This is a genomic window from Nocardia sp. NPDC055165 (genome assembly GCF_053606985.1).
Genome location: NZ_JBSGSS010000018.1, coordinates 12416 through 38290, shown reverse-complemented (window position 1 = coordinate 38290; position 25875 = coordinate 12416). Strand labels below are relative to the sequence as shown.

General features: G+C 68.4%; 20 protein-coding genes and 1 tRNA gene. 10 read left to right on the top strand and 11 right to left on the bottom strand.

Annotation, left to right across the window (positions count from 1 at the left end; translation table 11 throughout):
- Window positions 1-10: 10 nt before the first annotated feature.
- The 5 genes from eno to ACWFRF_RS29315 all read right to left on the bottom strand — a co-directional run bounded on the left by eno (window position 11) and on the right by ACWFRF_RS29315 (window position 7150).
- A complete protein-coding gene (gene eno / locus ACWFRF_RS29335; protein ID WP_378993146.1) occupies window positions 11-1297 on the bottom strand; it encodes a phosphopyruvate hydratase in 1287 nt (428 codons plus the stop codon).
- A 114-nt stretch (window positions 1298-1411) separates the two neighbouring features.
- Entirely contained in the window at window positions 1412-2128 is a 717-nt protein-coding gene (locus ACWFRF_RS29330; protein ID WP_378993148.1) for a lytic transglycosylase domain-containing protein, read from the bottom strand.
- Window positions 2129-2259: 131 nt separating this feature from the next.
- On the bottom strand, window positions 2260-4713 hold the full coding sequence (locus ACWFRF_RS29325) for an ABC transporter ATP-binding protein/permease (protein ID WP_452453370.1): 2454 nt from the start codon (window positions 4711-4713) through the stop codon (window positions 2260-2262).
- Window positions 4710-5639, bottom strand: a complete 930-nt coding sequence (locus tag ACWFRF_RS29320) for an ABC transporter permease (RefSeq protein WP_379312283.1) — start codon at window positions 5637-5639, stop codon at window positions 4710-4712. Before ACWFRF_RS29320 ends, ACWFRF_RS29325 begins: the two co-directional genes overlap by 4 nt.
- Window positions 5640-5644: 5 nt before the next feature.
- Window positions 5645-7150, bottom strand: a complete 1506-nt coding sequence (locus ACWFRF_RS29315) for an ABC transporter substrate-binding protein (protein ID WP_378993153.1) — start codon at window positions 7148-7150, stop codon at window positions 5645-5647.
- Window positions 7151-7477: 327 nt separating this feature from the next.
- Here ACWFRF_RS29315 and ACWFRF_RS29310 point away from each other — a divergent pair, with 327 nt between their 5' ends.
- From ACWFRF_RS29310 to ACWFRF_RS29290, 5 genes are read left to right on the top strand one after another with little or no spacing between them, the layout of a single operon-like run.
- On the top strand, window positions 7478-8554 hold the full coding sequence (locus tag ACWFRF_RS29310; protein WP_378993155.1) for a TauD/TfdA family dioxygenase: 1077 nt from the start codon (window positions 7478-7480) through the stop codon (window positions 8552-8554).
- Complete coding sequence (locus ACWFRF_RS29305; protein WP_452453368.1) at window positions 8526-9536, top strand: ornithine cyclodeaminase family protein; 1011 nt, start codon at window positions 8526-8528, stop codon at window positions 9534-9536. The genes ACWFRF_RS29310 and ACWFRF_RS29305 overlap by 29 nt, the downstream gene beginning before the upstream one ends.
- On the top strand, window positions 9527-10981 hold the full coding sequence (locus ACWFRF_RS29300) for a Y4yA family PLP-dependent enzyme (protein ID WP_452453366.1): 1455 nt from the start codon (window positions 9527-9529) through the stop codon (window positions 10979-10981). The genes ACWFRF_RS29305 and ACWFRF_RS29300 overlap by 10 nt, the downstream gene beginning before the upstream one ends.
- Window positions 10982-11017: 36 nt before the next feature.
- Window positions 11018-12052 (top strand): PLP-dependent cysteine synthase family protein, encoded by a 1035-nt coding sequence (locus tag ACWFRF_RS29295; protein WP_378636088.1) that lies wholly within the window; start codon window positions 11018-11020, stop codon window positions 12050-12052.
- Between the two features lie 37 nt (window positions 12053-12089).
- On the top strand, window positions 12090-13481 hold the full coding sequence (locus ACWFRF_RS29290) for an MATE family efflux transporter (protein WP_452453364.1): 1392 nt from the start codon (window positions 12090-12092) through the stop codon (window positions 13479-13481).
- A gap of 57 nt (window positions 13482-13538) precedes the next feature.
- On the opposite strand, the gene ACWFRF_RS29285 is transcribed toward ACWFRF_RS29290, so the two are convergent.
- The 4 genes from ACWFRF_RS29285 to mfd form a co-directional block, all read right to left on the bottom strand.
- Window positions 13539-14114 (bottom strand): TerD family protein, encoded by a 576-nt coding sequence (locus tag ACWFRF_RS29285; RefSeq protein WP_378993159.1) that lies wholly within the window; start codon window positions 14112-14114, stop codon window positions 13539-13541.
- A 38-nt stretch (window positions 14115-14152) separates the two neighbouring features.
- On the bottom strand, window positions 14153-14638 hold the full coding sequence (locus ACWFRF_RS29280; protein ID WP_378993162.1) for a hypothetical protein: 486 nt from the start codon (window positions 14636-14638) through the stop codon (window positions 14153-14155).
- Window positions 14639-14839: 201 nt separating this feature from the next.
- On the bottom strand, window positions 14840-15547 hold the full coding sequence (locus ACWFRF_RS29275) for a MazG family protein (RefSeq protein WP_452453362.1): 708 nt from the start codon (window positions 15545-15547) through the stop codon (window positions 14840-14842).
- Entirely contained in the window at window positions 15544-19158 is a 3615-nt protein-coding gene (mfd, locus tag ACWFRF_RS29270) for a transcription-repair coupling factor (RefSeq protein ID WP_378993165.1), read from the bottom strand. Before mfd ends, ACWFRF_RS29275 begins: the two co-directional genes overlap by 4 nt.
- A 218-nt stretch (window positions 19159-19376) precedes the next feature.
- Between mfd and ACWFRF_RS29265 the strand changes: the two genes are divergently transcribed.
- Both ACWFRF_RS29265 and ACWFRF_RS29260 read left to right on the top strand, forming a co-directional pair.
- Complete coding sequence (locus ACWFRF_RS29265) at window positions 19377-20660, top strand: hypothetical protein (RefSeq protein WP_452453360.1); 1284 nt, start codon at window positions 19377-19379, stop codon at window positions 20658-20660.
- Window positions 20661-20748: 88 nt separating this feature from the next.
- Window positions 20749-21372: a TIGR03085 family metal-binding protein gene (locus ACWFRF_RS29260; RefSeq protein ID WP_452453359.1), complete on the top strand. Its 624-nt coding sequence runs from the start codon at window positions 20749-20751 to the stop codon at window positions 21370-21372.
- Between the two features lies 1 nt (window position 21373).
- On the opposite strand, the gene ACWFRF_RS29255 is transcribed toward ACWFRF_RS29260, so the two are convergent.
- Both ACWFRF_RS29255 and ACWFRF_RS29250 read right to left on the bottom strand, forming a co-directional pair.
- Complete coding sequence (locus ACWFRF_RS29255; protein ID WP_358071707.1) at window positions 21374-22021, bottom strand: TetR/AcrR family transcriptional regulator; 648 nt, start codon at window positions 22019-22021, stop codon at window positions 21374-21376.
- Window positions 22022-22181: 160 nt separating this feature from the next.
- Complete coding sequence (locus ACWFRF_RS29250) at window positions 22182-22859, bottom strand: TetR/AcrR family transcriptional regulator (protein ID WP_378993171.1); 678 nt, start codon at window positions 22857-22859, stop codon at window positions 22182-22184.
- Window positions 22860-23047: 188 nt separating this feature from the next.
- Between ACWFRF_RS29250 and ACWFRF_RS29245 the strand changes: the two genes are divergently transcribed.
- The 3 genes from ACWFRF_RS29245 (at window position 23048) to ACWFRF_RS29235 (ending at window position 25677) form a co-directional block, all read left to right on the top strand.
- Window positions 23048-23118: transfer RNA gene (locus ACWFRF_RS29245), tRNA-Gln, on the top strand.
- Between the two features lie 91 nt (window positions 23119-23209).
- The gene (glmU, locus tag ACWFRF_RS29240) at window positions 23210-24700 is read left to right on the top strand and encodes a bifunctional UDP-N-acetylglucosamine diphosphorylase/glucosamine-1-phosphate N-acetyltransferase GlmU (RefSeq protein ID WP_378993172.1); all 1491 of its coding nucleotides are present in this window, start codon (window positions 23210-23212) and stop codon (window positions 24698-24700) included.
- Window positions 24697-25677: a ribose-phosphate diphosphokinase gene (locus ACWFRF_RS29235; protein ID WP_056813833.1), complete on the top strand. Its 981-nt coding sequence runs from the start codon at window positions 24697-24699 to the stop codon at window positions 25675-25677. Before glmU ends, ACWFRF_RS29235 begins: the two co-directional genes overlap by 4 nt.
- The last annotated feature ends 198 nt before the right edge of the window (window positions 25678-25875 follow it).

Sequence of the window (25875 nt, the reverse complement as noted above, 5' to 3'; positions counted from 1 at the left end):
TGTACTGCTTTCAGAATTCGCCGGTGAAACGCGGGAACGCCACGTCACCCGCGTAGCGTGCCGAATCACCGAGGGCGTCCTCGATGCGCAGCAGCTGGTTGTACTTGGCGACCCGCTCGGAACGCGCGGGAGCACCGGTCTTGATCTGGCCCGAACCGACGGCGACCGCGAGGTCGGCGATGGTGGTGTCCTCGGTCTCGCCCGAACGGTGCGACATCATGGTCTTGTAACCGTTGCGGTGCGCCAGCTCGACAGCGTCGAGGGTCTCGGTGAGCGTGCCGATCTGGTTGACCTTCACCAGCAGCGCGTTGGCCGCGCCCTTGGCGATGCCCTCTTCGAGGCGCTCGGGGTTGGTGACGAACAGGTCGTCGCCGACCAGCTGCACCTTGTCGCCGATGGCGTCGGTCAGTGCGACCCAGCCGTCCCAGTCGTCTTCCGACAGCGGGTCCTCGATGGAGACCAGCGGGTACCGGGTGAGCAGGTCCGCGTAGAACTCGCCCATCTCGGCGGCCGTGCGGATCTTGCCCTCGAACTTGTAGCCCTCGCCCTCGGTGTGGAACTCGGTGGCGGCCACGTCGAGCGCCAGCGCCACATCGGTGCCGAGCTTGTAGCCCGCGCGCTCGATGGCGACGCTGATCAGGTCGAGCGCCTCCACGGTGCCTGCGACGTCGGGGGCGAAGCCGCCCTCGTCACCGAGGCCGGTGGACAGGCCCTTCTCCTTCAGCACGGCCTTGAGCGAGTGGTACACCTCGGTGCCCCAGCGCAGTGCCTCGCGGAAGGTGGGCGCGCCGATCGGGGCGACCATGAATTCCTGCACGTCCACGCCGGTGTCGGCGTGCGCGCCACCGTTGAGGATGTTCATCATCGGGACCGGCAGCACGTGGGCGTTCGGGCCGCCCAGGTAGCGGAACAGCTCGAGACCCGAGGACTCGGCGGCACCGCGGGCCACGGCCAGCGACACACCCAGCAGGGCGTTCGCGCCGAGGCGGGACTTGTCGGGGGTGCCGTCCAGGTCCAGCAGAACCTGGTCGACGGTGCGCTGCTCCACGGCGTCGAGGCCGATGATGGCGGGCGCGATCTCGTCGAGAACACCCTCGACGGCCTTGGTCACACCCTTGCCGCCGTAGCGGTCGCCGCCGTCACGCAGCTCGACGGCCTCGTGCTCGCCGGTGGACGCACCGGAAGGTACGTCTGCCCTGGTCAGGGTGCCGTCGTCGAGGGCGATCTCGACCTCGACGGTGGGATTGCCGCGCGAATCCAGAATCTCGCGAGCTCCGACCTGTTCGATAATGGCCACGAAAACTGCTCCTTACGACGGAAGGCACGGTAGGTATCACGGGAAGGGCCGTGCGGTGCCGAGCCTATCGTCTCGGCGGAGTGTGGAGTAACCGGCACTCCGGGCCATGGGCAACTACACGCGGCGGCCGATGCTGTATATGGCGGCGCGATCGCGCACCACGTGCATGTACTTGTTCGACTGGTTGTAGGCGAACAAGGCGCGCTGCCAGCCGTCGGCCGAGGTCAGATCGCCGCCGCGGGTGCAGAGGTAGCGGGCGGCGGTGAGGGCGGCGTCATCGATGTTCTGCGGATCGGCCACGCCGTCGCCGTTGGCGTCGACACCCCAGCGCTTCCAGGTTTCGGGAATGAACTGCAGCGGGCCGACGGCACGGTCGTAGGTGGTGTCGCCGTCGAGGCTGCCGCCGTCGGTGTCGCGGATGTCGGCGTTGCCTCGGGTGCCGTCGAGGGCGACGCCGATGATCGCCGGGCGCACGGTCCCGTCGGCGTCGACGCCGGCACCGCGATGGGTGCCGTGTCCGCTCTCCACGCTGGCGATGCCGGCGATGGTGGTCCAGGCGATTCCGCATTCGGGCTTCGACTTCGCCAGCACGGCGGCGGCGTAGCCGTAGGCCTCGAGCGCGACCGGTTGGATGCCGATCGCGTCGGACTGCTCGTCGGCCCAGCCGCGTAGCTGTTCGGCCGCGCGGCCGGGTGCGTCGACATCGATCAGCGGCAGCGCGACCCCCGGCCCCGGCGGCATGTCATCGGGGATCGACGCGAGCGAACTGCACCCCGCTAACAGGGCGCTGATCGCGACTGCGGCGGCCACGCCGACCTTCTGCACTGACATCTGTTCAATCATCCAGATCCAGCGCGCTTTGCGCACATCTCACAGCCACTTCTCAGCTCCCCGTGAATCCGGCGGTTGGCCGGCTACGGACGAGTTACAGGTCACGGCTGGCTGGTTCGGCGACGGCGGCATCAGCCGAGAAGCGCCGCGGTGGCCCGGTGGGTCGGGGTGGTGAGAACTGTTTCCGGGGTGCCTGTTTCGACTACTCGGCCCTGATCGAGAACGAGGAGATCGGTGCAGTGGCCGCGGACCAGGGTCATGTCGTGGCTGATCAGAATGATCGCGGTGGCCCGGTCGGCGCGGAGGCGGTCGAGCAGGGACATGATGGCCGTGGCGGTTTCGGTGTCGAGGGCGGTGGTGATCTCGTCGCAGATCAGGACGGCCGGGTCGGCGGCGAGGGCGCGGGCCAGGGCCACTCGTTGACGTTGACCGCCGGAGAGCTGATGGGGCCGGCGGCCCGCGAGGTCGGCGGGGAGGTCGACCGCGGCGAGCAGAGCGCTGACGCGGGTGCGGATTTCGGGTCCGGTGACTCGCGCGATGCGGCGCAACGGGCGTGCCAGGGTCTGCTCGACGGTGCGGCGCGGGTTCAGCGCCGCGCGCGGGTTCTGGGTGACGAGTTGGATCCCGTTGGCGCCGAACCTGATCCGGCGCCCACTTCCCACCGGAACGCGCACACCACCCACATCCAGCGATCCGCCGGCGTCGGGGTGCAAACCCGCGATCACCCGCGCGAGCGTGGTCTTACCCGCCCCGGACGGCCCTACGACAGCAAGGGCTGCGCCCGGGGACAGGCTGAAACCGACGTTCTCGAGCACCCTGTGGCCGCCCGCGTCGGCGTTGATCGATGTGGCCTGCAAGGCGATCACCTCGTCGGCGCCCGCCGAGCCGTTCGTTCGAGATGCTGTCTCGCTCCCCGCGCCCTCGGCCGCCGGATCGACGGGTCGACGGCCGGTCGCCCCCGAGCGCTCGTCGGCCAGGTGTTCGGCGCGCACCGGATCAGTCACCACGGCAGCGACATTCACCGGCCGATCACCGGGTGGATCGAGCTCGATCACGGAGTCGGCGATGACGTTGATCGCGTCGGTGTCGTGGCCGGAGAGCAGGACGGCCGTGCGGTTCTCGGTGGCGAGAGTCGCGATCAGCTGGGCTATTTCGGTGCGGAGAGTGCTGTGGAGACCTGCGAGTGGTTCGTCGAGGACGAGGATCCGGGGGCGGCGGAGAATGGCTCGGGCCAGGGCGACACGGCGTTGCTGCCCGCCCGAGAGGCGGGCGCAGCGACGGCGGAGATGGGTGGGATCGAGACCCACTTGCGCGAGGACGGCGAGGCGGTCGGCGTCGGAGGTGCCGGGCGCCGCCTCGGCCAGGACTGCCCGGACGCGAAGCAGCGGGTTGAGTTCGGAGCCGGGATCCTGGCCGACGTAGGCGATCTGTTCACGACGGAATGCGCGCAGCGCGCCCGCGTCGAGCGCGAACACATCCTGTCCCGCGACAAGCACGGCGCCCTGTCCGCGAGCGCCGGCGGGCAGGTGTCCGAGCAGCGCACGCATCGCCGTCGACTTCCCCGCACCCGATGCACCGGTGAGCGCGGTGACCGTCCCCGGCTTCAGCCGAAACGACAACGGCGCCAGCAATACCGCCCCGCTGTCAGCGACAACGCTGAACGCGTCCACCGCCACCGCATCCCCCGAATCCACCACCGAGATCCCGCATCCAGCGCCAGCCGGCGCAACCCCGGCCGTGGCGACCGCCTCCGATGCGGTTTTCGGGGTCTGGCGGGTCCTGGGCCCACTGGTCACCACCAGATTCACACCGACCGCCACGATGGCGATGGCAGCGCTCGGTGCCAGCACCGCCCAGGGATTCAGGAGCAGCCCGGAGGCATTGTCTCGGACCATGATCGCCCAGTTGTCGGGGTCGAGCGCGGAGACGCCGAGGAAGGCGATGGTGCTGACGAGATACACGGCGACGACGAAGCGCAGGCCGAGCTGGGTGGTGAAGACGGCGCGCAGGTTGGGCAGGATTTCGCGGAAGACCAGGTGGGACAGGGATTCTCCACTGGCGACGGCGGCTTCGACGTAGCCGGAGGCGGCGATGGTCGAGGCAGACGCCGCGAAGATCCTGGCGCAGTAGGGAACTCCGAAGAGCAGCGACACCGCGATCAGCGCGGTGACACCACCCTGGGGCCATGCGGTGAGCACCAGCAGGATGCCCAGGACCGCGGGCAGCAGGATCACCAGATCGCCGCAGAGTTCGATGATCTTGCCCGCACGCGGGCGCACGGCGGCGATCGCGCCGAGGACGGCCGACAGCACGGTCACCGCCACCGCGATCACCGCGGAGACGGCCAGCAGCTGCGTGCCGCCGGTGAGCAGATGGCTGAACACATCCCGGCCGAGCCGATCCGTCCCGAGCAACGCTCCCCCACCCGGCTGCGCGAACGGCATCCCGACGGCTGTGTCCCCCGGGTAGGGCGCGAAGAGCGGCCCGGCCACCGCGAGCAGCACAACCAGTCCCACACCGGCCGCCACCGAGTAGGCGCCCCACTTGGACACCACCGCTCGGCCTTCCGCGTCGGGCTTGCTCATCGCGCACTCCTCGACGCCCACGCCCGGACGATGTCGGCGATCGCGAGCAGCGCCATGATGACGATCGCCGTCAGTGCGACCACCGCGGCGACCATGGTGGAGTCACGGTCGGCGACGGACCCGGCGAGAACGGCGCCGACACCGGGATAGTTGAAGAGCGTCTCGACCACCAGCGCACCGCCGAACAGCATCCCGACAGAGGTGGCGTATCCGGCGACGATGGTCGGCGCCGCGAACGGCAGCATGTGCCGGAAGAGAATCGTGCGGGTCGGCAGCCCTTCCAGCACAGCACTTTCCACATGCGCGGCCGCGGCGACATCGAGCAGCGCCGAGCGCACGACTCGGGCGTTCCAGCCGATCTGCGGAATCGCCAGCGCCAGCACCGGAAGCACCAGCATCTCGGGGCCGACGGGAAAGCCGGATCGGCCGGTAATGGTCACGGCCGGAAGCCATCCGGTGGCCAGGGAGAACACCAGGATCAGCATCGTGCCACCGACGAACTCCGGTACCGCCACGGCAACAGTGCTGACGGGCTGCAGAATTCGCGCCCCGAGCGCGGTCGGACGCATCGCCCACCAGCAGCCGAGTCCCAGCGACACCGCGATGGTCAGCAGCAACGCGATCCCGCCGAGCAGCAGAGTCTGCGGGAACTTGTCGGCCAGCAGCGCTCCGATCGAATTCCCGCGGGCGGTCTGCCCGAAGTCTCCGGTGAGTACCCCGCAGATCCAGTCCAGGAACTGCACCGGCAGCGCGCGATCCAGGCCGAGCTCGTGCTCCTTCGCCGCCAGCGCGGCCGGATCCGCGTCCCTGCCGAGCGCCGCCCGCGCCGCGTTGCCCGGCAGCAGATCCACCGCGACGTACACGATGGCCAGCAGAGTCACCAGGAGCGCGATCCGCCGGACCATCGGCAGGGCAAAGGTTTTCATGACATTCACGCCAGCCAGGCACGTTCCAGCTGGACGCGCGCGAAACCGCCGAGCGTCGGCAGATCACGCACCGTCGACGCGGCGATGTCGACACCGTCGGCCATACCCCACACCAGATAGCCGCCACGCTCGAACTCGATGCGCTGCAATTCGCGCACCGCACGCGTGTAGTCTTCGCCGGACGCGGCAAGGGCTTTGGCGTCGGCGGTATCGAATTCCGGGTCGCGGAAGGCGGTTTCGTTGCGGTTGGTGCCCGAGGTCATCAGCTTGTCGGCCAGGAACAGCACCGAGTCGTTGGTCCCCCACGACACCGTGTACAGCGGTGCGTTGAGCCAGGTCTGGTCGTAGAACGCGGCCGATTCGACCACCTGCACGTCGAGCCGGACGCCGATCTCGGCGAGCTGGGTGGCGATCACCTTCGCCGATTCGACCTCGCCCGGAACTTCGGCCTTCGTCACGAACGGGTAGCTGCGGCCGGTGTCGAACCCGGCTTCGCGCAGCAGGGTTTTCGCGCGTTCGACGTCGCGGTCGCGGCGCAGCGTGGTGTCGTAGAGCGGGTCGGCGGTGCCGAGAACGTCGGCGGCGACGGTGCCGTAGCCGGAGTGCACCTGGTTGACCAGCGCGGTCCGGTCGACACCGAGACGCAACGCCGTGCGCACCCTGGCATCGGCGAACGGGCCGTCGGCGGCACGCATCGCCACGCCGAGCATGGTGTCGTCGGCGCGCCGGATCACCTGCAGGTCGCCGCGTCCCGCGGCGGTGCGGCCTGCGATGGCGCCCACATTGGAAGCGAGGTCGATCTGCCCGCCCAGCGCCGCGTTGCCCAGGGCGGTGACGCTGTCGAACATCGTCACCTCGATGGCGTCGAGCAGTGGCGGGGTGCCGTGCCAGCGCTCGTTGCGCACCAGCCGGGCGTTGCCGCCCTGGTAGGACTCGAGCCGGAACGGGCCGGTGCCGATCGCGGCGGTGAAGTCGGTGGTGTCCTTCGGCACAGTGAAGGTCATCAGCCGAAGCAGCAGCGGCAGTTGGGTATTGGGTGCGGGCATGGTGAACACGACGCGGTTCGGACCGTCGGCGACGATGTCGTTCTCGGCCACCGGCATCTTCGACGCGCCACCGACCGAGCGCAGGCGTCGCATCGACCACACCACGTCGTCGGCGGTCACCGGCGCACCGTTGTGGAAGGTCGCGCCGTCGGCGATGGTGAAGGTCCAGCTGCGGTTGTCCGCGCTGGGCTCCCAGCGCGAGGCGAGGCGCGGGGCGACGGTCGGATCCGCGCCGGGAACAGTGAGTGCGTCGTAGACGAGCGAGGCGATGAGGAAGTCGCTGTCGTTGCTGAGGTTGGCGTGCGGGTCGCGTTCGCTGCGAGCGGCCGTGCCGAGCGCGCCGACTCGCAGAGTGCCGCCGCGCTGCGCGGTGGCGGACCGATCATCGGTGCCGCATGCCGCCGCCAGTAGTAGTGCGGTGACGCCGACGCCGGATTGGAAGAGCTGCCTGCGAGTGAAACCCATCGTGTTGCCTCCTCGAACCGCGTGCGCCGAAACCCCTTTCCCGACGCCGCAAACTAGGCGAGGCTAGCCTAAAAGAGGTTCCGAGTGGGGAGCTTCACTTCGACCGTCACCGAACCGCAGCGACCCGCGACACCCCGGTCAGCGCTCACTTCGCCAACTCGGGTAGGAAGCTACGTTATATGGATCGGCTATTTCCCTCGCCGACGCATTAGGTAAGTCTTGCCTAATCACGCGACAGGCACTACCTTCGCACATCGAGCCTGAAGTTCACCCGCTTTCGACCGATGCGAAGAAGGGAAACCGGTGAAAAGCGTTCTCTCCGAACGTATGACGATTCACCAGCACGACATCGAATACCGCGAGCTCGATCCCGACGCCGCGACGGCGCTCCGATCGCTCGCGACAGATATTCGCCACCGATTAGGTGACGCACCACACACCACGACCCTGCACGATCCCGCGTTGATCGCCCGGATCACCGAGCGCGTCGGCGACCTGCCCGACAGCCTGCGCCACGCCGTTCGACCGCCCGCCACCGCCGCGGGCGCGACCGTGGTGCGCGGGTTACCGGTCGACGACGCCGATTTCGGTCCCACCCCGCAGCACTGGCAGGCCGCGGCCGAGCACGCGCATCCCGGATCGCTCGAACTCGACATCGTGATGTTGCTGCTCGGGCGTTGTGCCGGTGAGCCGTTCGGCTGGCAGGGCCAGCAGAACGGCAGGCTGGTCAACAACATCGTGCCTGCCGCGGGCCACGAGGACGAGCAGTCGGGCGCGAGCAGTTCCACCCTGCTCAGCCCGCACACCGAGGATGCCTTCCACGCTCAGCGCGCGAACCTGCTCATGCTGGCCTGCCTGCGCAACCCCGACCGGGTCGCCACCACGGTCTCCTCGGTGCGCGAAGTGCGCCTGTCCGGCGAGGACCTGCGCACCCTCACCACCCCCACGCTGCCGATCCTGCCCGATGTCTCCTACGGCACCGGTTTCGATCAGCTCGCACCGTTGCCGACGCTGTGGCTCGACGAAAACGACGCTGTCACAGCACGTTACGATCCCGCCTACACCCCGATCGACGATGCGGACGAAGTCTTCCGCGCCGCCTACGCCAGGCTCACCGCCGAACTCGCCAGGGTCAGTCACGCCCCCGCGCTGGCCCCCGGCGAGCTCTTGCTGGTGGACAACGACGTGGCCGTGCACGGGCGCGTTCCGTTCCGCGCGCGCTACGACGGCACCGACCGCTGGCTCAAACGCATCAACGTCCGACTGCCCGAACGCCGTCGGCGCGCGCAGGAGTCGTCCGAGAATGGGTATGGCCAACGTGTGGTCGCGCCGTTCCGGGCGACCGCTGATCGGACAGCAGAGCGGGGCATGGCAGATGAACGAGGATCCGTTGAACAACCGTGACCGCGGGATCGGGCTGCGCGTCCTCTCCCGCAGCGACCTGGCCGACGTACCGATCAGCCCCGCCGAAGTGGTGCGCGCCGTCGAGGAGGCCTATCTCGCCTTCGCGGCGGGCGAATCCGACAATCCACGCAAGCTGAGCGTCGCGGACCCCGGCGGCTCGTCGGTGTCCTACGCCATGCTGGGCCGCGACGGGCGCCGGCGCGTGGTGGCCATGAAGACCTCCTACAAATTCGATCCCGGTCACGACCGCAGCACCAAGCGGTACTACACGACCATCACGCTCTACGACGACACCACCGGCGCCCCCATCGCGATGATGGACTGCGCGCGGGTCGGCGCGTTGCGTACGCCCGCCGTGTCGGCACTGCTGGTGCGCGAGACGGTGCGGCGCGGGGCGGAGAGCGTGCTGCTCATCGGCACCGGGACCCAGGGACGTAATGCGCTGCCGCACTTGCTCGCCGCGAACCCGCAGTTGCGCAAGCTGATGGTGTACGGCACTCATCCCGAGGGACTGGCCGCCGTGCACTCGCACCTGGCCGACGCGGCGCCCCACGCGCTGCTCGACGTGGTCGACGACCCGTACGCGGCGGCGGCCTCCGCCGATGTGGTGCTGGCCACGGCCGGACCCGGCACCGAGGTGGCCCTGGAATCCTCGCATCTGGCACCGGGTTCGGTGGCGGTGCTGGTGGGCTACGGTCTGGCGCCGTCGACGCTGGTCGAGGCCGATCGGGTCGTCGCCACCAGCGCGGCGCAGATGGCACTGACGGGCACCGACATGGCCGGACCCGACGGAACGCTGCGTTCGGTGGATGCCGAACTGCCGGAAGTGCTCACCCGCAGCGCCGTGGCCCGCCGGACCGAGGACGAGAAGATCTTCGTCTACAACAGCGGACTGGTGCTCACCGATATCGCGGTCGCGCACGCACTGGCCGCCAGGGCGATCGCCGAAGGACGTGGCACGGAGGTGCCGTTGTGGGACTGACGGGTGCGCAGCCCGGGGTCACCGGGGACAGCACCCCGCGGGCCGCGACGCGATCCGACGCGCGGGTTCCGCCGAGCCCGCCGCACATCGAGGACCCCGTCGTCGACCGGGCGCCGTCGGCGACCACCGACCGGCCGACGCACTGCGCACCGCCGATGCCCGCTCACACCGACGTGACGCAACAGCGGCTGCTCGCCGATCCCCGCCTGCTCCGCGAGATCGCCGACGCGGTCGGTGGACCGTTTCATGTGCTGTTCCCCGAGCGCGTCGCGGTGAATATCCGGGCGTTTCAGTCGGTCTTCACCGAGGCAGACGTCGACGGGTTCGTCTACTTCGGGAAGAAGGCGAACAAGGCGGCGTGCGTGGCTCGGGCGTGCGCGGAGAGCGGGGCGGGGATCGATGTCGCCAGCACCGGCGAACTCGTCGCGGCGCTGGGGCAGGGGGTGCGCGGCGAGGACCTGATGGTCACCGGGCCCGCGAAGTCCGACGAGCTGCTGTGGCTGGCGGCTCGGCACGGGTCGTTGATCGCGATCGACGCGCTCGACGAACTCGACCGGCTCGCCGCGCTCGAACTGCCGGTGCGAGTGCTGCTCCGGGTACTGCCGGAGGGCTCGACCAGCCGCTTCGGGCTCGACCCGATGGAGCTCGAACAAGCGATCCAGGCCATCGGTGCGCCGATCACGCTGTCGGGCTTCAGTTTCCACCTGTCCGGCTACGACGCTGTCGCCCGCTCCGAACAGGCGGCCGCGCTGGTCGGGCACTGCAGGCGCGCACGAGCCAACGGCCATCGGGCGGACACGATCTCGATCGGTGGCGGGTTCGGCGTCGACTATCTCGATGCCTCGGCGTGGACCGAGTTCCAGAACACCCTCAGCGACAAGTGGTTCCACACGAATCCGCCCGGCGACTACTACCCCTATCACTTCCCGGCTCCCGGCGCGGTCATGCTCGACGCCGTTCTCTCCCACAACGACCTCGCCGGACTGTTGCGCGACAACGGAATACGGCTCGCGGTCGAGCCCGGCCGGGCCCTGCTCGACCGGGCGGGAAGTTCCGTCTTCCGGGTCCAGGGCGTGAAAACCCGGACCGCACAGGGAAGCCCGTACGACATCCTCACCGTCGACGGCACCAGTCTCAGCCTGTCCGAACAGTGGTTCGACAGTGAATACCTGCCCGATCCCGTGCTGTGGCCCGAAAGCGCCGGCCACCTCACCCCCACCTGTGTCGGCGCCACCACCTGTCTGGAGTCCGACCTGCTCAGCAGACGGCGCATCCCGCTGCCCCGCCGCGCACGAACCGGCGACCTGCTCGTCTACCCGAACACCGCCGGGTATCAGATGGACTCCAACGAGTCCCCGTTCCACGAACTCCCGCTCCCGCCGAAGGTGGTGTTGCGCCCAGGCGCGGACCGACTGCGCTGGAGCCTGGACAGCACTGCCCGCTGATCCACCCGAGCTCTCGATCCGATGGAGGAACAACCCATGGCTCTCGTCACGCGCGTGACGGACCTGATCGGCCGCACGCCCCTGTTCGAACTCGCCGTCACCGACACCGGCACGCGGCTGCTGCTCAAGCTCGAGCAGTTCAATCCGACCGGTGCCGCCAAGATCAGAATGGCCCGTTCGATGGTGCTCGACGCGGAGCGGCGAGGTTTGCTGCGCGATGGCGGGCATATCATCGAGTCGACGTCCGGCAACACCGGACTCGGCTTGGCGGTGGTCGCGGCCGAACGTGGCTATCGATTCACCGCCGTGGTCGACAACCACGCCTGTAAGGACAAGTTGCGCGCGATGCGAGCCATGGGCACCGACCTGGTGTTCGTCGCCGACGACGGTGACGACGAGCTGGCCACCTCGGCACGGGAAGACCTCGCCGAGGCCATGGCGGCTGCCCGCGACGACGCGTACTTCACCGAACAGCACAACAACGACGCCAACGCCGTCGGCTACTACGCCGTAGCGGAGGAATTGCTGGCCGAGGTCGAACGGGTCGACATCCTGCTCTCCGCGGTCGGCACCGGCGGCTCCCTGTTCGGCACCGCCACCCGGCTGCGCGACCTCGGCCTGCCCGCCCGGGTGATCGGGATCGAGCCGGTCGGATCCATCGCCTTCGGCGGCGAGGGCGGACCGTACTGGCAGTCGGGCACCGGCACCCCACCCGGCGCGACCATCGGCACCGCCGTCGACTACGCCCTGCTCGACGAGGGTGTGAAGGTGAGCGACGTCGACGCCTTCGCCACCACCCGCGCCGTCGCCAGGACACACGGTCTGTTGATCGGTGGTTCGGCGGGCGGTTCGGTGCACAATGCCTTGGCGCGGCTCGAGGAGTTCCCGGCCGGGTCCACCGTGGTGACCATCGTGTGTGATGGTGGCGAGAAGTATCTCGACACCGTGTTCGACGACGACTGGATGAGCGCCCGCGACCTGCTCGATCCCGCCGCCGAAGCGGAAGTGACCACCCTGCTGCGCCGCTATTCACCGCTGCGGCGCCAGGACGAATTGATGGAGGTCAGGTGAGCGCGATCGCGCGCGAGACGAACCACGGAGCGGGTGGGTGAACGGCACGGCGACCGATAGCAGCGCGCTGGCCAGGCTGGCGACGCCGATCGCGCTCACCCAACTGGCGCAGATCGCGGTCTCGACGACCAATCTCGCGCTGATGGGCACCCTCGGTGTGCGCGAGGTCGCCGCGGGCGGGCTGGCGCTGGTGCTGTTCAACCAGATCCGCACGATGTGCGTCGGGCTGATCACCGGCACCGGGAATCAGATCGCGGGCGCGCTCGGCGCGGCCGGGAAGCGCGGCGGTTCGGCCGACGACGAAGTGCGCGCGGTGGTCCGGGCGGCATTCGTCATCGCGACGATCGCCGGACTGCTCGGCGGCGCGCTGCTGATCGGGCTCGGGTGGGTACTGCCGTGGCTCGGCCAGGATGCCGGTGTGCTCGACGCGGCGCGGCCGATGATGATCGCCCTCGCGCCAGGGTTACTGCCGTGTCTGTGGTTCCAGGTGCTGCGCCAATACACCGTCGGCATGCAGCGGCCCCAGGCGTTGCTGCTGGTCACGCTCGGTTCGGTGGCCTTGAATCTGGTGCTGGCACTGGCCTTCATCCACGGCTGGGCCGGCATTCCGGCGATGGGCCTGACCGGTGTCGGCATCGCGACCTCGCTGGTCTTCCTGATCACCTTCGGGGTGTTCTGGGCGATGGTGCGCCGCGACGAGCAACTCGGCCGCACCCTGCCCTCGACGCCGTGGCCGGTGCGCTGGGCGACCGTGCGCGAGGAACTGCGCCTCGGCACGCCGATCGCGCTCACCTACGGTTCGGAAGCGGGCATGTTCTCGGTGCTCGCGCTGGTGATGGGCAGCTTCGGGCCGGCCGCGCTGGCCGCGCACAATGTGGTCTACCAGATCATCTACATCGTGTTCCAGATGGCGATCGGACTGTCCCACGGGGCGTCGATCCTGGTGAGCGATGCGGTCGCGCGCGATGAGTTCGGGCACGCGCGGGCGCTGGCCTGGCTGGCGCTGCGGATGGCCGCGGTGATCGCGATCGTCACCGGCGCTGTCTACGTGCTCGCCCCGGACATCGTGCTCGCACCGTTCCTCGATACCACCGACACCGGCACCGTCGCCATCGCGCACACCCTGTTGCTCATCGGCATCGTGCTGCAATTCTTCGACGCCGCCCAGAACATCGGCACCGGGCTCCTGCGTGGTCTGAAGGAGACCTCCGCGGGCTTCCGGCTGTCACTGGTCGGTTACTGGGGCGTGGGCCTGCCCTCAGCGCTGCTGCTCGCCTTCCCGCTGCATCTGGGCGCGGCCGGGGTCTGGTGGGGCTTGACGGCCGGCCTGGCCACCACCGCCGTACTGATGCTGCGCAAGTACTTCGCGCTGCTCGAGCAGGCGGGCGTGGTCCCGCCACGACGGGTGCCGGTCACGCAATCGCGATGACAGCGAGCACGACGAAGGCGGGCGACACTCGGTCGCCCGCCTTCCTGTCGTGGTTGGTCAGAGATTCACGCCGTAGTCGCGGGCGATGCCCGCCAGACCCGAGGCGTAACCCTGGCCGACCGCGCGGAACTTCCATTCGCTGTTGTGGCGGTAGAGCTCGCCGAACACCATCGCGGTCTCCGTGGACGCGTCCTCGGACAGGTCGTAGCGCGCCAGTTCCACGCCGGTGTTCGCGTCGGTGACGCGGATGTAGGCGTTGCGGATCTGGCCGAACGACTGGCCACGGGCCTGGGCGTCGTGGATCGACACCGGGAAGAAGATGTTGGTGATCGTCGGCGGGGTGGCGGCCAGATCGACGTTGATGATCTCGTCGTCGCCGTCGCCCTCACCGGTCAGGTTGTCACCGGTGTGCTCGATGGTGCCTTCCGGCGAGCGCAGGTTGTTGTAGAAGACGAAGTGCTGGTCCGAGAGCACTTTCAGATTCGTGCCGGTCGCCAACGCGCTGGCGTCCAGGTCGTGGTCGGCACCGGTGGTGGTACGCACGTCCCAGCCGAGACCGACCGCCACCTTGGTGAGGTTGTCGGTCTGCTTCGACAGCGAGACATTGCCGCCCTTGGCGAGTGTGACGCTCATGAAAACCCTTCTGTCCAGATGGTGTGCCGTAGAGGAACTTACGCTGCGGGCCCGTTGTCGGCCCAGGATCGCAGGGTCTCGACCCGACCCTCCAGCGCCCGCAATTCGGTGTCGTCGAGGACGGTGCGCTGAATGCCACGGTCGACGGCGAACGCGGACTGCCGGTGGTCGTCGATCACGTCGACGTCCAGCTGCACCGCGGTGTAATCCGGCGCCGACGGCATCTGCTCGGCGATGACCGTCGCCCGGCCGCGCGCACACAGCGCCACATTGCCGCCGCCCAGAATCAGCAACGCCACCTCAGGCTGTGCCCGCAACCGTGCCAGCGAACCACGATCGGACTTCAAACTGAGGAGAATCCGCCGGTCGTCCGCGCGCACCGGCCACGACACCGGGATGGCGTGCGGCCCCGCGTCGGTCGTCACCAGCACTGCGATGGTTTCCTGCGGCCATACCGGCAACACGTCCAGCTCAGGATGGTCGGCCATCACATCCTGTCCTGCCGGATCTACCTCTGTACCCATCAACCTCACCTCGACGATCGCCGGACCCCTGCCCCGCCGCGGACGGCGAGCTGCTTCGAGTCTAAAGCTGTGTGGCCCTTACCCGCTGGCGCGCGCACGATTGTCCACAAGATCTCAGCAACGTCTCAGCCGCCGACGCCGTCCACCCACCCACGGAGCATCGTTAGCTCAGCGGTAGCCGACGTCGCCAGCGGGTGATGCTCAGCGCGGCCAGAAGGTATGCCAGTCATCCGCGCCGAGCGGGGACCGAGCGCCTCGTTCGGCTTCGGCGGCGTCCTCGGCGGCGCGGATGGCGGTGGCGAAGTCGACGGCCGCTGTGCGGAGCCGTTCCTCGGCCGAATCAGGACCGCCCAGTTCCACCACGCGCAGGGTGTCCGGGACGAGGTCGGCGGGCAGGCCCGCGTTGGCGCTGCGGGTGCGGATCTTCTCGGCGAGAGCGAGAGCGGGCTGGGCCATGGCGATGCCGTCGAGGCAGGAGCGGCGGGATTTCTCCGCGGATTTGCGCTCCTCCCACGCCTTTTCCTGCGCCGCGATCTTGGCGGCCACCGAGGTACCCGAGGAGAAATCGGCATCGGTGAGGTAGGGACTGCGATGGACGAGTTTGCCGACCAGGGTCGCCGCCACGTCGTCGACGGTGAACTCACCCGCGTGTTCGGCGATTCGGGAGTGGAACAGCACCTGCAACAGCAGGTCGCCGAGTTCTTCCTTGATGGTTTCGGCGTCGCCGGCCTGGATGGCGTCGAGGAGTTCGTAGGTCTCCTCGAGGAGATAGGGGCGCAGCGAATCGTGGGTTTGGGTGCGCTCCCAGCCGCCGAAATGCCAGAGGCGATCCATCACCTCGACGGCGTCGGACAGTCCCGCGGCGACGACCGCGGTGTCGGCCTGCTCCTGGGACATCTCCTGGCTCATCGCGCCGCCGCGGCTTCCGTCGGCACCGAAAGATCCACCATCCCCTGGGGTTTACCGTCCAGCACCAGCAGCAGATCGGCAACGAATTGCAGCACTGCCACGTCGCGCACCCGGTCGGCGCCGACGCTGTCGGTGATCCGCGGCAGCGGCAAGGTGATCAGCCCGCTCGCCGGGCGATAGTTGGCCGCAGGGTAGATCCGCTTGAGCCGAAGCTGTTTGGAATCAGGAAGATTCAGCGGCGCGATCTTCAGCGACGAGCCGGTGACCACGATCTCGGACACGTCGTACTCGCGCGCGAGCAGGCGCAGCTTGGCCACCGCCACCAGTCGCCCGACCTCCACCGGCAGCGGGCCGTAGCGGTCGACGAGCTCCTCGACGACCGCGGCCAGGGCCGAATCGTCCTGGGCGGAGGCGAGTTTGCGATAGCCCTCGAGCCGCAGCCGGTCGCTGGCGATGTAGTCGGGCGGGATGTGCGCGTCGACGGGCAGATCGATGCGCACCTCCTTGTTCTCCTCGGTGACGATCGGCTTGCCGTCGGCGGCCGCGCGGTAGGCCTCCACGGCCTCGCCGACCAGTCGCACGTACAGGTCGAAGCCGACACCGGCGACGTGACCGGACTGTTCGGCGCCGAGCACATTGCCCGCGCCGCGGATCTCGAGGTCCTTCATCGCCACGGCCATACCCGCACCCAGATCGGAGTTCTGCGCGATGGTGGCCAGGCGGTCGTAGGCGGTCTCGGTGAGCGGCTTCTCCGGCGGATACAGGAAGTACGCGTAGCCGCGCTCACGGGAACGACCGACACGACCACGCAACTGGTGCAGCTGCGAAAGGCCGAGGGAATCGGCACGTTCCACGATCAGCGTGTTCGCGTTGGAGATGTCGAGGCCGGTCTCGATGATCGTGGTGCACACGAGCACGTCGTATTCGCGCTCCCAGAATCCCTGCACGGTCTTCTCGAGCTGGTCCTCGTTCATCTGACCGTGCGCGACGACGACGCGCGCCTCGGGCACCAGATCGCGAATCTTCTTAGCGGCCTTGTCGATCGACGACACCCGGTTGTGCACGTAGAACACCTGACCGTCGCGCATCAGCTCGCGGCGGATGGCGGCGGTGACCTGCTTGTCGTTGTAGGCGCCCACATAGGTGAGCACCGGATGACGCTCCTCGGGCGGGGTGAGGATGGTCGACATCTCGCGGATGCCGGCCAGGCTCATCTCCAGGGTGCGCGGGATCGGAGTAGCCGACATGGTGAGGACGTCGACGTGGGTGCGCAGCGCCTTGATGTGTTCCTTGTGCTCCACACCGAAGCGCTGTTCCTCGTCGACCACCACCAGGCCGAGGTCCTTCCAGCGCACACCGGTCTGCAGCAGCCGGTGGGTGCCGACCACGATGTCGACCGAGCCGTCGGCCAGCCCGGCCAGGATCTCCTTGGAGTCGGAGGCATCGGTGAACCGGGACAGCCCCTTCACCGTCACCGGGAAGCCCGCGACGCGTTCGGTGAAGGTCTGTAGGTGCTGCTGGGCGAGCAGCGTGGTGGGCACCAGCACGGCGACCTGCTTGCCGTCCTGCACCGCCTTGAACGCGGCCCGCACGGCGATCTCGGTCTTGCCGTAGCCCACGTCGCCGCAGACCACGCGGTCCATCGGCACCGCCTTCTCCATGTCCGACTTCACGTCGGTGATGGCGGTCATCTGGTCGACGGTCTCGGTGAACGCGAACGCGTCCTCCATCTCCTGCTGCCACGGGGTGTCCGGGGCGAAGGCGTGACCCGGCGCGGCCTGGCGCGCGGCGTAGAGCTGCACGAGCTCACCCGCGATCTCGCGAACAGCCTTGCGCGCCTTGCGTTTCGTGTTCGCCCAGTCGGAGCCGCCGAGCTTGGACAGGCTCGGCAGTTCGCCGCCGACGTAGCGGGAGAGCTGGTCCAGCGATTCCATCGGCACGAACAGGCGGTCGCCGGGCTGGCCGCGCTTGCTCGGCGCGTATTCGATCACCAGGTACTCGCGGCGCGCGCCGCCGATGGTGCGCTCGATCATCTCGACGAACCGGCCGATGCCGTGCTGGTCGTGCACCACCATGTCGCCCGAGGTGAGGGCGAGCGGGTCGACCTGGTTGCGGCGCTTGGCGGGCAGCCGCTTGCCCTCGGTGGGCGCGGTGACTCGGTTGCCGGTGAGATCGGACTCGGCGACGACCACCAGTCCGGCATCGTCGAAGATCAGCCCGTCGTGCAGCGAACCACACAGCACGCCCACCACTCCCGGCTCCGGCACCCCACCGGCGGGCAGCAGCGCGGCGGGCACTTCGGCCTCGCCGAGCCGTTCCAGTACACGCTGCGCCGTACCGTGACCGGTGACCACGACGACCGCGCGACCGCCGGTGGCGACATGCGCGCGCAGCGACGCGAAGATGGTGGCGACCAGTTCCTCGGACCCGCGGGCGGTGGGCCCGGCGGCCACCGGCAGGTTCACCTCGATCGGGTCGCCGGAACTGAGCGGGCTCAGCGTCCACCACGGCAGGCCGAGTTCGTCCGCACTGGTGTGCAATTCGGGCAGGCTGCGGTAGCCGGAGGCAGCCAGGTCGAGGCCGTTGGCGCCCAGCGGCGCGTCGCTGCCGAACGAGGCGGCGGTCCACGAGGCTTCGAGGAACTCCTCGCCGGTACGCACGAGATCGGCTGCGCGGGTGCGGATCTTCTCCGGGTCGCACAGCAGCAACTGGGTGCCCCCGGGCAGCGCCTCGGTGAGCAGGCTGAGCTTGCCCGGCGCGAGGACCGGCAGCAGGGCCTCCATGCCGTCGACGGGGATGCCCTCGGCGATCTTGTTCAGCATCTCGACCAGGGAGGCGTCGGCCTCGTTGTCGGCGGCAACCGCGGTGGCGCGCTCGCGCACCGGCGTGGTGAGCAGCAACTCGCGACACGGCGGCGCGACCACCATCTCGACGGTGCTCTCGGTGAGCGATCGCTGATCGGCGACCGAGAACGGGCGGATCTCGGTCACCTCGTCGCCCCAGAACTCCACGCGCACCGGATGATCCGCCGTCGGCGCGAACAGATCGAGGATGCCGCCACGCACCGCGAACTCGCCGCGCTTGCCGACCATGTCGACGCGGGTGTACGCGAACTCCACCAGGCGAGTGAGCAATTCGTCGAAATCGTGTTCGCCGCCGACCCGCAGCACCACCGGCTCGATATCGCCGAGCCCGGCCGTCATCGGCTGCATCAGCGAACGCACCGTGGTGACCACCACCCGCAGCGGTTCGGGGTAGACGGGGTCCTCGGGATGGGCCAGCCTGCGTAGTACCTCGAGCCTGCGCCCGACCGTGTCGGGGCCGGGCGAGAGGCGTTCGTGCGGCAGGGTCTCCCAGGACGGGAACATGGCGACCGACGGGCCGAGCATCTCGGTGAGTTCCACGGTCAGATCGTCGGCCTCACGACCGGTGGCGGTCACCACCACCAGGGGACGCTGATCGGCGATCGTCGCGGCGACGAACGGCCGCACGGCCGACGGCGCGACCAATTCCACCCCGGATTTGCCGACCAGATCGGTGACCGTCCGCAGCGCGGCGTCACCCGCGACCACTTCGGCCAGACCGGCGAGCGGAGGACGAAGGGAGGACATTGTTCGCTCCTGAATACGCAGACGGGATAGGCGAGGCAGCCCGTCTCGAAGTCTAGATGAGTGATTCCCGGGGGTCGGCCCGCGGCTGACCCCGGGTGTGAGCCGACTCAGGAGCGACGGATGCCCTGTGAGAGACATCACAGTCGGAACATCGACCAATCACCGAGCGCACCCACCACGAACCTCCGAAAGCTATACGTCTATCGAGTGGGTGATCTATGACGACCACAGTCGGAATATCAGCGGAACGCACTGTCGTCCGGGGGGTGCTCCTGTCCAACGCACCGGGGAAGAAATCCGAGGTCCTTCAGTCGGTCGAGCAGCGTGTCGAAGACGGGGGCTCGATCGTCCACGCACTCGACGCCCTCGCCGAGGCAGCCCCGGTGATCGCGGATGTCGCTGTGGCGTATCACACTGCGCAGGACCGGCAACGGATCGTCTCGGAGCTCGCGGCCGGGCCGTGGCACACATCATCGCTGGTTTCGACCCGATCGGCACTGTTCGCGCTGATCGGTGACATGCCGGAACTCGATGAGTTCGGGACCGTGGTGCTGCTCGACCTCGCCGATCACGCCGCGACCGCCGTCGTGGTCGGACCGGATCGTCGGCAGATCCTGGCCTCGGACGCCTGGACCACCGGTATTGCCGAGGGCGCCTCGGCCGACGGTCTCGCGGAATCGTTCGATACCGACGCGATGACCGAGACGATCGGTCGCGTGCGGTCGGTGCTGGCGTCGATCCCGGCGCACCCCGACGCGGTGGCCCTCTGTGGTTCGTCGGCCGCCGATCCCGAGATCGCGGGCGCCCTGCGCTACGAACTCACCGCGCGCGTGGTCCTCGTCCCGGACTTCGCGCAGGGCACGGCGCGCGCAGCCGCGCTGATCGCCGCCGGCCAGGTGCGCAGGCAACTCGCCGAACCACCGCAGGCGCCTCGCCGCCACCGGCGGCTACTGCTGACCGCGGCGGCCCTCGCGGCCTTTCTCGGCGTCGCCGGATTCGCCGCGTCGCAGGCACTGGAGGAGAACTCGCCTGCCATGAACGCGGGTTCCCCCGGCACGACCAGCCTCGCTCCACCGTCGCCCTCAGCGCCTGCCACTGTCGAGACAACCCCTGATGCCTCGCTTCCGGCCTCGCCGCAAGATCGAACCCAACCTGTGACACCTGCTCCGGCCGCGGCGCCGAACCACTCAGCGCCGGCTCCCGCTCCAGCGCCGCCGTCAGCTGCTACGGCCCCCACCACCGCCGGGCCTCGTGATCCAGAACCGCCCACCTGGGTTCCGGCACCCGAAGCCGGTCCCACAGACTCCCCCGAACCGGCGGACACACCGGAAGCGGCCGCACCGAGTGCCGCTGCGACCCCGGCAAAGGTCGGCGCCCCAGGTCCGCAAGGGCTGTTCCCGGGAGAATCACCACCCCCGGCGGCAGGCTCTGACCCCGCGGCGGAACAGGCGTGGTGGGCCAACCATTGGAACCTCAAGCGACGGTGGATGAACGGCGGCTGACGCGCTACAGGCCCGGGATCGCTCGGGAGGCGGCTGCTTGTCGACAGGCTCGGCGCCCTGGATGTCGCGATACGCGTAGGGTCGAGGCGTGAGTCTGGCTCGACGTGAACGCCACGCCCTCGTGGAAACGATGACCGAGGCCGGCCCTGCCGCGCCGACCCTGTGCGGCACCTGGACGGTGCACGACCTCGCGGCCCACCTGGTGGTCCGCGAACGCAGGCCCGACGCGTCGGTGGGCATCGTCTTCCGGCCGATGGCCGGCTACCTGGAGGCCAAGCAGGCCCAGATCGCGCAGCGGCCGTTCGCCGAACTGCTCGAGCTGGTCCGCACCGGACCGCCGTGGTGGTCGCCGTTGCGCCCGGTCGACGCGGTGGCCAATCTCAGCGAGATGTTCGTCCACCACGAAGACGTGCGCAGGTCCGAACCGGGCTGGGAGCCAAGGCAATTGGCGGCGCGCGACGAGGACCGCCTGTGGACCGCACTGCGCACCGTCGCACGCGCGGCCTACCGCAAGTCGCCGGTTCCGGTTGTCCTCGCGACGCCGCAGGGAGCCCGGATCACGGCGCACCGTGGCGACGGCGCCGAAGTGGTGCTCACCGGCACGCCGTCGGAGCTGCTCCTGCACGCCTTCGGCCGCGACGAAGTCCGGATCACCCCGTCCGGACCCGAGGCCGACGTGCGGACAGTGCTCGCCACCGACCGCAGCGTGTGAACTAGACGACGTAGCGGCGCAGCCTGCGCGCCGCGAACTCCCGGAAGTACGACAGCTTCTCCGGCGGCACCAGCGAGGGCAGCAGGAAGTACCAGGCCCGTTCCATCCGCGCCGCCATCTGCTCCATCGACTCGGTGCCGACCGCGACGATGTGCACGCCCGCGGTCAGTTCCTGGAGCAGCACACCGACCACCTCGGGATCGAGGTCGGCGATCAGGTCGCCCTGGGCGATGGCCCGCTCCGACAGCAACCGGTAGGTCTCGCCCCAGGTCTTGGCGATGTTGTCGCCCTGCGCGCCGCGATAGTCACCGATCTGGTGGGTGAGCTTGAGCATCGCGCCCACCATCGGATCGTTCATCGACAGATCGGCCACCACGTAGGTGATCCCGACGGCCGCCTCCAGCGCGGGCACCCGGGAATCGAAGAAACCCTGACAGGATCCGGTCAGGCGCTCGTTGCCCTGATCGACCACCGCCCTGGCCAGCTCCTCCTTGGAGCCGAAGTGAAAGTACAAGGCGCCCTTGGTCACATTGGACTGCGCGATGATTTCGCTGAGGCTCGCGTTGGCGTAGCCCAAACGGAGAAAGACATCGGCAGCGCCAGCAAGGACGGAGTCGCGGGTGATCTCCGCGCGTGCTTGCCTAGCCATCAGATCCGCCTGTCATCCAATAATCCAGCCATCCTGAAGTAGACCGACATCCCGAAATTTGCTCGACATACCGCCCGGCAGCACCCAAAAGGATGGGTGAACCGTACCACCAGGCGGCAAAGTGGCAGCCGAATCATGGATTCGGTCCACGTTGCTTGCGCTAACGTCCGGTTACCCCACCGCTGGTCGGCGTAGTCCCCGTATTCCATTCGGAGCTGAGCCCCGGTTCGGCTTCCAAATGACTCAAACCGTTCCAACACAGGTTGACCAGGTGCGCCGCGACCACCTCTTTGGGCGGGGTGCGCTCGTCGAGCCACCACGTGGCGGTGGTCGAGACCATGCCGACCAGAGCCTGGGCATAGAGCGGGGCGAGGCTGGTATCGAGATCGCGACGGCCGAAATCACCGGCGAGCAGATGGGCCACCTGATTCACGGCCTCGTTGAGCAGGCTCGAGTAGCGACCGTCGGAGTTGGCGGCGGGCTGGTCGCGGACCAGGATCCGAAAACCGTCGGTCCGCTCCTCGATGTAGGTGAGCAAGGCCAGCGCCACCTGCTCTAATCGCACCCGCGATCGATTGCGGGTGAGCGAGGAGGTGACCATTTCCAGCAACATCGACATCTCGCGATCGACGACCACCGCGTAGAGGCCCTCCTTGCCACCGAAATGCTCGTAGACCACCGGCTTCGACACCTGCGCTCGCTGCGCGATCTCCTCGATCGATGTCGCGTCGTACCCCCGCTCCGCGAACAAGGCGCGACCGATCTCGATCAGCTGCTGCCTGCGCTGCGTACCCGTCATCCTGGGCCTGGTGGCCCGCCCCGGCTCACTGGACGACATGCGTGCCCCCGCCTCTCCGCGTTTCGACTCACGAGAAATCAGTACGTGCGTTCCAGAAGGCTAACAACGGCATCCGAGCACGGACGCGACAGGCGTACACAAGATTCGCCCGAGGGCGGGATCGTGTGCGAGGATCACTGGCGTGCCGTAGCACAGTGGTGGGCTCCGAGAGCCCACTGGTGTGGCGATCCGCCGTAGTGTAATGGCAGCACCTCTGATTTTGGTTCAGATAGTTCAGGTTCGAGTCCTGGCGGCGGAGCACACGGACACACAGTGACGTATCGTCGGCCCGCACCATCTACCGACCGAACCCGCCACAGCACTCGCTGACAGGCAGCCGAGGGAGATCCATGCCACCGCAGACCGCCGTCGTCGTTCTCGCAGCAGGTGCTGGAACGCGAATGCGGTCGAAGACTCCGAAAGTGCTGCACCCGTTAGCAGGACGGTCGATGCTCTCGCACGCGCTGCACGCCGCCGTCGAGATCGATCCGACCCACCTGATCACCGTTGTCGGGCACGACCGGGACAAGGTCGGAGCCGCCGTCGCGGACGTGGGTAAGGAACTCGGCCGCGAGATCGTGTGCGCGGTGCAGGAGCAGCAGCTCGGAACCGGACACGCGGTGCAGTGCGCACTGGGTTCGATCCCCGCGGACTTCGACGGCGACCTTCTCGTCACCTCGGCCGATGTGCCGCTGCTCGACGGGCACACGCTGTCCGCGCTGCTCGACGAGCACCGCAGCTACGCCGAACGGCCCGCCGTGACGGTGCTGACCTTCGTGCCCGACGACGCCAACGGTTACGGCCGGATCGTGCGCGACGACGACGGCCAGCTCGCCGAGATCGTCGAGCACGCCGACGCCACCCCCGAACAGGCCAAGATCAAAGAGGTCAACTCCGGCGTCTACGCGTTCGACGCGTCGGTACTGCGCACCATGATCGGTCGGCTGTCCACCGCCAACGCCCAGCACGAGCTCTACCTCACCGACGTGCTTCGACTGGCCCGCGAGGCCGGTCGCCCCGTGCACGGCGCGCGACTGGTCGACTCGAACAAGGTCACCGGCGTGAACGACCGGGTGCAGCTGTCCCAGGCGGGCGCCACCCTCAATCGCTACATTCTCGAACGCCACATGCGCGCGGGCGTCACCATCATCGACCCGGCGACCACCTGGATCGACGCGAGTGTGCGGATCGGGCGCGACGCCGTGCTGCGGCCCGGTACCCAGCTCTTCGGCAGCACCGAGATCGGCGAGGACGCCGAGATCGGGCCCGACACCACGCTCACCGACGTGCTCGTCGGAGTCGGCGCGAGTGTGATCCGAACGCACGGGACGCACGCTCAGATCGGCGACGGCGCGTCCATCGGCCCGTTCAGCTACCTGCGCCCCGGCACCGTCGTGGGCGAGGAAGGCAAACTCGGCGCGTTCGTCGAGACCAAGAACGCCTCGATCGGCGCGCACTCGAAGGTGCCCCACCTCACCTACGTCGGCGACGCGACGATCGGCGAGCACAGCAACATCGGCGCTTCCAGCGTTTTTGTGAACTATGACGGAGTGAACAAGCACCACACCGTGGTTGGTTCCCACGTGCGAACAGGTAGCGACACAATGTTCATCGCGCCGGTCACCGTGGGTGACGGCGCCTATACGGGTGCGGGTACTGTACTGCGCAGAAGCGTTCCACCGGGTGCACTTGCTGTGTCGGGTGGGCCACAGCGCACTTTTGAAAACTGGGTGCAGCGCTACCGTCCAGGAACCGCTGCGGCGCGCGCGGCGGCGGAAGCCATCGCGGCAGACGAGACGTCTTCGAAGACAATCGAGCAAAAGGATGGCAACCAGCAGTGACCGCGTTCTCGATCGACAACCAGAAGAACTTGATGCTCTTCGCCGGCCGGTCACATCCTGAGCTGGCCGAGCAGGTCGCCAAGGAACTCGACGTCGACATCACCCCGCAGACCGCGCGTGACTTCGCCAACGGTGAGATCTTCGTCCGGTTCGAGGAGTCGGTCCGCGGTTCCGATGCCTTCGTGCTGCAGAGCTTCCCCGCGCCGCTCAACCAGTGGCTGATGGAACAGCTCATCATGATCGACGCGCTCAAGCGCGGTTCGGCCAAGCGGATCACCGCGGTGCTGCCGTTCTACCCGTACGCGCGCCAGGACAAGAAGCACCGCGGCCGCGAGCCTATCTCGGCCCGCCTGGTCGCCGACCTGCTCAAGACCGCGGGCGCCGATCGCATCATCAGCGTCGACCTACACACCGACCAGATCCAGGGCTTCTTCGACGGCCCCGTCGATCACATGCACGCGCTGGTGCAGCTGTCGGACTACATCCGCACCAACTACCCGTCGGACAACCTCGCGGTCGTCTCCCCCGACGCGGGCCGCGTGAAGGTCGCCGAGAAGTGGGCAGACGCGCTCGGTGGCACGCCGCTGGCGTTCATCCACAAGACCCGCGACCCGCTGGTGCCCAACCAGGTGAAGTCCAACCGCGTCGTCGGTGACGTCGAAGGCCGCACCTGTGTGCTGATCGACGACATGATCGACACCGGTGGCACCATCGCCGGTGCGGTGAAGGTCCTCAAGGAAGCCGGCGCGGGCGACGTCATCATCGCGGCCACCCACGGTGTGCTCAGCGATCCGGCCGCCGAGCGCCTCGCCAACTGTGGTGCCAGGGAAGTCGTCATCACCAACACGCTGCCGATCAGCGAGGACAAGAAGTTCCCGACGCTGACCGTGCTGTCGATCGCGCCGCTGCTGGCCCGCACCATCCGCGAGGTCTTCGAGAACGGCTCGGTCACGGGCCTGTTCAACGGCAACGCCTAACCGCCTCCCCGCGACTTTTGGCCAGACTGGGGCGCGGTGTGGGTCGGGGACGCGGCAAGCCTTCAGAGGTTGAGGGTTAGCCCGTGCCCGGTGAGTTACCCATGTTCTCTCGAGACCAGTCGGTGCGTTTGTCCTCGGACAATGGCGCACCGGCTGGTCTTTGGTGCATGGTGGTCCTGTAATTCGGGACGTTATAGG

Excerpts from the sequence above, each read along its gene's own strand:
- ACWFRF_RS29280 (WP_378993162.1), bottom strand. The coding sequence starts at position 14,638 with ATGGGTACAGAGGTAGATCCGGCAGGACAGGATGTGATGGCCGACCAT.
- ACWFRF_RS29320 (WP_379312283.1), bottom strand. The coding sequence starts at position 5,639 with ATGAAAACCTTTGCCCTGCCGATGGTCCGGCGGATCGCGCTCCTGGTG.
- ACWFRF_RS29250 (WP_378993171.1), bottom strand. The coding sequence starts at position 22,859 with ATGTCGTCCAGTGAGCCGGGGCGGGCCACCAGGCCCAGGATGACGGGT.
- mfd (WP_378993165.1), bottom strand. The coding sequence starts at position 19,158 with ATGTCCTCCCTTCGTCCTCCGCTCGCCGGTCTGGCCGAAGTGGTCGCG.
- ACWFRF_RS29265 (WP_452453360.1), top strand. The coding sequence starts at position 19,377 with ATGACGACCACAGTCGGAATATCAGCGGAACGCACTGTCGTCCGGGGG.
- ACWFRF_RS29330 (WP_378993148.1), bottom strand. The coding sequence starts at position 2,128 with ATGTCAGTGCAGAAGGTCGGCGTGGCCGCCGCAGTCGCGATCAGCGCC.
- ACWFRF_RS29255 (WP_358071707.1), bottom strand. The coding sequence starts at position 22,021 with ATGGCTAGGCAAGCACGCGCGGAGATCACCCGCGACTCCGTCCTTGCT.
- ACWFRF_RS29275 (WP_452453362.1), bottom strand. The coding sequence starts at position 15,547 with ATGAGCCAGGAGATGTCCCAGGAGCAGGCCGACACCGCGGTCGTCGCC.
- glmU (WP_378993172.1), top strand. The coding sequence starts at position 23,210 with ATGCCACCGCAGACCGCCGTCGTCGTTCTCGCAGCAGGTGCTGGAACG.
- ACWFRF_RS29295 (WP_378636088.1), top strand. The coding sequence starts at position 11,018 with ATGGCTCTCGTCACGCGCGTGACGGACCTGATCGGCCGCACGCCCCTG.
- ACWFRF_RS29325 (WP_452453370.1), bottom strand. The coding sequence starts at position 4,713 with ATGAGCAAGCCCGACGCGGAAGGCCGAGCGGTGGTGTCCAAGTGGGGC.
- ACWFRF_RS29285 (WP_378993159.1), bottom strand. The coding sequence starts at position 14,114 with ATGAGCGTCACACTCGCCAAGGGCGGCAATGTCTCGCTGTCGAAGCAG.
- ACWFRF_RS29310 (WP_378993155.1), top strand. The coding sequence starts at position 7,478 with ATGACGATTCACCAGCACGACATCGAATACCGCGAGCTCGATCCCGAC.
- ACWFRF_RS29315 (WP_378993153.1), bottom strand. The coding sequence starts at position 7,150 with ATGGGTTTCACTCGCAGGCAGCTCTTCCAATCCGGCGTCGGCGTCACC.
- ACWFRF_RS29305 (WP_452453368.1), top strand. The coding sequence starts at position 8,526 with ATGAACGAGGATCCGTTGAACAACCGTGACCGCGGGATCGGGCTGCGC.